Genomic DNA, 4685 nt, shown 5'->3' with positions numbered 1-4685 from the left:
GGCAATACCGGCCATAAACAGACCCTCCGACGCAAAGTCCACGGGGCGGAGTTTCATGTGGGCTTCCAGGAAGAAGCCGTCTGCATTCAAGGGTAGCTTAAACAGCTGGCTTAATTCTGCGTTGTCCTCGGGCGGTAATATGGCTGCGGCCAATCCCACCAAATCAGCATTAATGATAATATCTTTGCCAAGTATATGGTCTTTGACGGTGACGATAATGCCCCGGGCGGTCTTTTCAACCACAGGCTTTTGCTTTTCATTGTAGCGAACAAAAATTATGCCCTTGGTTCGTGCTTCCTTGTAAATGTCTTCAAAAAACCCGTAGGTACGGATATCCCGGTACAGAACAAATACATTGGCCTGGGGATTAATTTCCTTAACCTTCAAAGCCAGGGTGATGGATTTGGAACAACAAATGCGACTGCAGTAGGGCCTTTCGGTGTCCCGGGAACCTACACAGTTAATCAGTACAATATTCCGGGCATCCCCCAGTTTACCTGCGGCTATGTTTTCTTCCAATTCCAACAGAGTCATCACCCGTTCGCTTTGGCCGTACAGGTATTCACTGGGTTGATATTCCCGCCCACCAATGGCCATTATGGTGACGCCGTGATTGATTTGGGTGCAGTCGGTTAACGTGGTGGTAAAGTTGCCCACATAGCCCGAGGCGTCCTGTATTTGAGATGATTTATACACGTTAATCAGCGGGTGGTTTTCCACTTGGTCGATTAAATGATTAACAAAAGATTCGATATCTTCTCCTTTAAATCCCAGTTTGATACGTTTAGCCAATCCGCCCAGTGCAGCAGATTTTTCTACTATATTAGCCTGGTAACCCATTTCAGCCAGTGATAGGGCACTTACCATTCCGGATACACCGCCGCCGATGACCAGGGCCGACTTGGATACCTCCACCGATACCTGATTGATGGGCTTTAAGAGTGCGGCCTTAAATACCGTCATTTTTACTAGATCAATGGCCTTTTTCGTGGCCTTGTCAGGTTCATGCATATGCACCCAGGAACACTGGTCCCGGATATTGGCCATTTCAAATAAAAACTTGTTTAATCCTGCTTCCCGCAGTGTTTCCTGGAACAATGGTTTATGGGTTCTGGGACTGCATGAGGCCACCACTACCCGGTTTAATTTGTGTTCAATAATAGCTTCCTTGATTTTGTCCTGGGTATCCTGGGAACAGGTGTAAAGGTTATCCTCGGCGTGCACCACATAGGGTAAATTTTTAGCCGATTCAACCACTTCGGGTACCCTGACCACACCGCCTATATTAATACCGCAGTTACAAACGAATACGCCGATACGTGGTTCCTCCCCGGATATATCACGTTCGGGAGGAAATTCCCTTTGTTTAATTAGTGTTCCCCGCACATCGCCCAGTAGACTGCCCGCTGCGCTGGCCGCCGCACTGGCCTGCAACACTGTTTCGGGAATGTCCTTGGGCCCGCTATAGGCCCCTGCGGTAAATATGCCGGGATTTGATGTGTTAACCCCAGTGAGGGGAGCAAGCTCGGCAAAACCATACCTGTTGATATCAATAGTCATTTTCTCTGCCAGAGCCTTGGCTTCCGGTGAAGGTTCCAGGCCCACGGAAAGGACTACCATGTCAAACTCTTCGGTATATATTTTGCCGTCATCGTCCTGGTAATGAATAATGAGATTTTTGTTTTCATCGTTAGTTTGTTCCACCTGGTAGACCCTGGTGCGCACGAATTTGACACCGTGTTCGTGCTTGGCCCGCTGGTAATACTTCTCAAAGTCTTTACCGAAACAGCGCATATCCATCATGAAAATAGTGGTGTCCAGGGGCTCGGCGCTGTGCTCCTTGGCAATAACCGCTTCCTTTATGGCATACATGCAGCATACCGAGGAACAATAGCCGTGGTTTTCCCTGGTATTTCTGCTGCCGACACACTGGATCCAGGCAATCCTGCGGGGTTCCCGGTTATCATAGGGGCGAACCAAATGTCCCTGGAAAGGACCCGAGGCACTGAGAATACGCTCGAACTCTATACTGGTCACCACATTGGGATATTTACCGTATCCCAGGTAGTCAAGATGGCTGGGGTCATATGTTTGTATACCGGTGCTTAAAATAATGGAACCCACCTGAAGTTCTAAGTATTCGTCCTCCATGTGGTGGTCAATGGCCTGGCGCATACAAGTATTTACGCATTCACCGCATTCTGAGCAAATACCACAGTTCAGGCAGCGTTCCGCTTCGGCAACGGCCTGTTCCACTGTAAGGCCGGTGCTTTCATGGATAAATCCCCGGGTACGCTTTTCCGCCGGGGTATAAGCCAGCGGTGCCGGCAAGCTGGAGGTTACTTCCTCCGCAGTTTGCCTTAAGGGGGCTATTTTGTCCCCGGGTATTTTAAAAACCCGGTCTTTTCTTTGGTCAATACCATTTAGATACCGGTCTATGGATTCAGCCACCGTTTTACCGGCGCCAATGGCTGAAATCACATCCCGGGGCCCGGTGACATTGTCCCCGCCGGCAAACACGCCCGCCACACAGGTTTCCAGAGTATCACGGTCCACTTGTAACCGGCCGGCATCATTCAGCAATGCTTTATCTTCCTCATTAAGGAAACTGTAATCGGCGCCCTGTCCAATGGCCACCAGCAAGTAATCGGTGGTAAATGTTTCGGCTATGGTATCGTCATACTGGGGGTTAAAACGACCGTCGGCATCAAATACCGAAGCTACCCCCACCAGGTCAATGGATTGCACGGCAGTATTCCCGTTGATGGATTTAACGCCGCGGGAATAATGGAAAACTACCCCTTCTTCCATGGCCAGATGGATTTCCTCGGCGGAAGCGGGCATTTCCTCTTTCTTTTCCAGGGCAAATACGTGTACCTCCTGGGCGCCCATGCGTAACGCCGACCTGGCGGTGTCAATGGCTACATTGCCGCCGCCAATTACAGATACCCGACCGGACAGGGGGGTTTGCTTTTTACAATTGACATCGTTCAGGAAAGTAATGCCAGGTATTACGTTGGCCAAATCTTCTCCGGGTACACCCAGTTTAAATGGTTTTGGAGTCCCGGTGGCGATAAACACAGCGTCAAAATCCTTTTTCAGCTGGGCAACTGAAAAGTCGGTGCCCCAGCGCTTATTATAATGAATTTCCACGCCCATTTTAGCAAGCAAACTGATTTCCGCATCCAGGTAGTGCCTGGGCAGGCGGTATTCCGGAATGCCTTTGCGCATCATACCCCCGGCTTGCTGGTCAGCCTCGAAAACAACTGCCCTGTACCCCTTTTTAACCAGGTGATAAGCGGCTGCTAAACCGGCCGGCCCGCTGCCGATAATAGCCACACTTTTATTACGGTCGGCCTGTTTGTCTGGTAAGGGAAGCCCATCGATACCACTGGCGTAGGTTTGCTCTGCGGCCACCCGCTTTAGGTTTCTTATGCTTACCGGGGCATCAATTTTGCCCCTGTGACACTGGGTTTCACAGGGGTGGGTGCACACCAGCCCGCAAACAGCTGGAAAGGGATTGTCCTGGTAAATTAACGACCAGGCCTCTTGGAATTTACCCTTTTTTATTAATTGAACGTAACCCTGGGCGTTAACTCCTGCGGGGCAGGCAGCCCGGCAGGGTGAAACACCCGCCTTCTCTATGGCAAAAGCTGCGGGCATGGCTTGAGGATACATTTTATAAATGGCATGACGGTTTTCCAGTTCAGCGTTAAATTCATTTGGTACATCCACTGGGCAGGCATTGGCACAATCACCGCACCCGGTGCATTTATCCAAATCCACGAAACGGGCTTTTTTATGCAGGGTCACTTTAAAATTACCCGGCTCGCCCTGTACATCAACTATGTTGGATAACATATGCTTTTCAATATTTAAGTGTCTACCGCATTCAACAATTTTAGGGGAAAGAATGCACATGGAACAATCATTGGTGGGGAAAGTTTTATCCAGCATCGGCATAATACCGCCGATAGCCGGTGACTGCTCCACCAGGTAAACGTAGTAACCGGACTCTGCGAGGTCAAGGGATGCTTGGATACCGGCAATACCGGCCCCTACCACCATTACCGCGCCAACCTTATCTTTTCCCAAGGGGATCACCCGTCCTCTCCTTATAGAGCGTTTTATCGGCTATACATAGCTAATGCCAAACACTCTTGTTTTGGTTTATGTATCCTTTTAAGGAAAATTGAAACGCCAGCTCATAAATAAATTGATTATCTAACACATTCCGGCTGGTTTATTTTGGCTTTAAATCTATCAACTATGTTTTATGCTTTTTAAAATTTCCTCAGTTTGTGGCATGTTGGATACAATACCGGAATGTTTAACTTACCTGGCATAAGATATTCCAGCCAGGGAAGTAACATGTGGTTTTGAACTGACGTCAATTTAATTATACTGAAATAAATGAACATATGTCAATGAACATATGTCAATGAATATATGTAATTATTAATTAATTTTTTTGCCAGGAATTAAATTTAGTGAAATTTATAATTATCGAGCTAAAAAAAAAAGACCATTTTAGCAATGGTCTCATGGTATATTTTTCACTTTGTAGCGTAACCGGCAAGCAAAATCTGGAAAAGACCCTCCGGGGAGGGTCTTTTTCAGGAAACAATATTAACCTGGTAGCTTAACCGACCTTAGGCCTGGGGTACAGCCCGGATCTTTCTACA

Annotated in this window: 1 protein-coding gene; it reads right to left on the bottom strand. The window is 48.0% G+C overall.

The features are described 5' to 3' along the window. Positions 1-4104, bottom strand: a 4104-nt coding sequence (locus LX24_RS14610) for an FAD-dependent oxidoreductase (RefSeq protein ID WP_243131777.1), incomplete at its 3' end; no start/stop codon positions are given. Between the last annotated feature and the right edge of the window lie 581 nt (positions 4105-4685).

Origin of the sequence: Desulfallas thermosapovorans DSM 6562, assembly GCF_008124625.1 — a bacterium.
GTDB lineage: Bacteria > Bacillota > Desulfotomaculia > Desulfotomaculales > Desulfallaceae > Sporotomaculum > Sporotomaculum thermosapovorans.
Note: the sequence above shows the minus strand (reverse complement) of the source record. Positions and strands in the feature narration are given on the sequence as shown.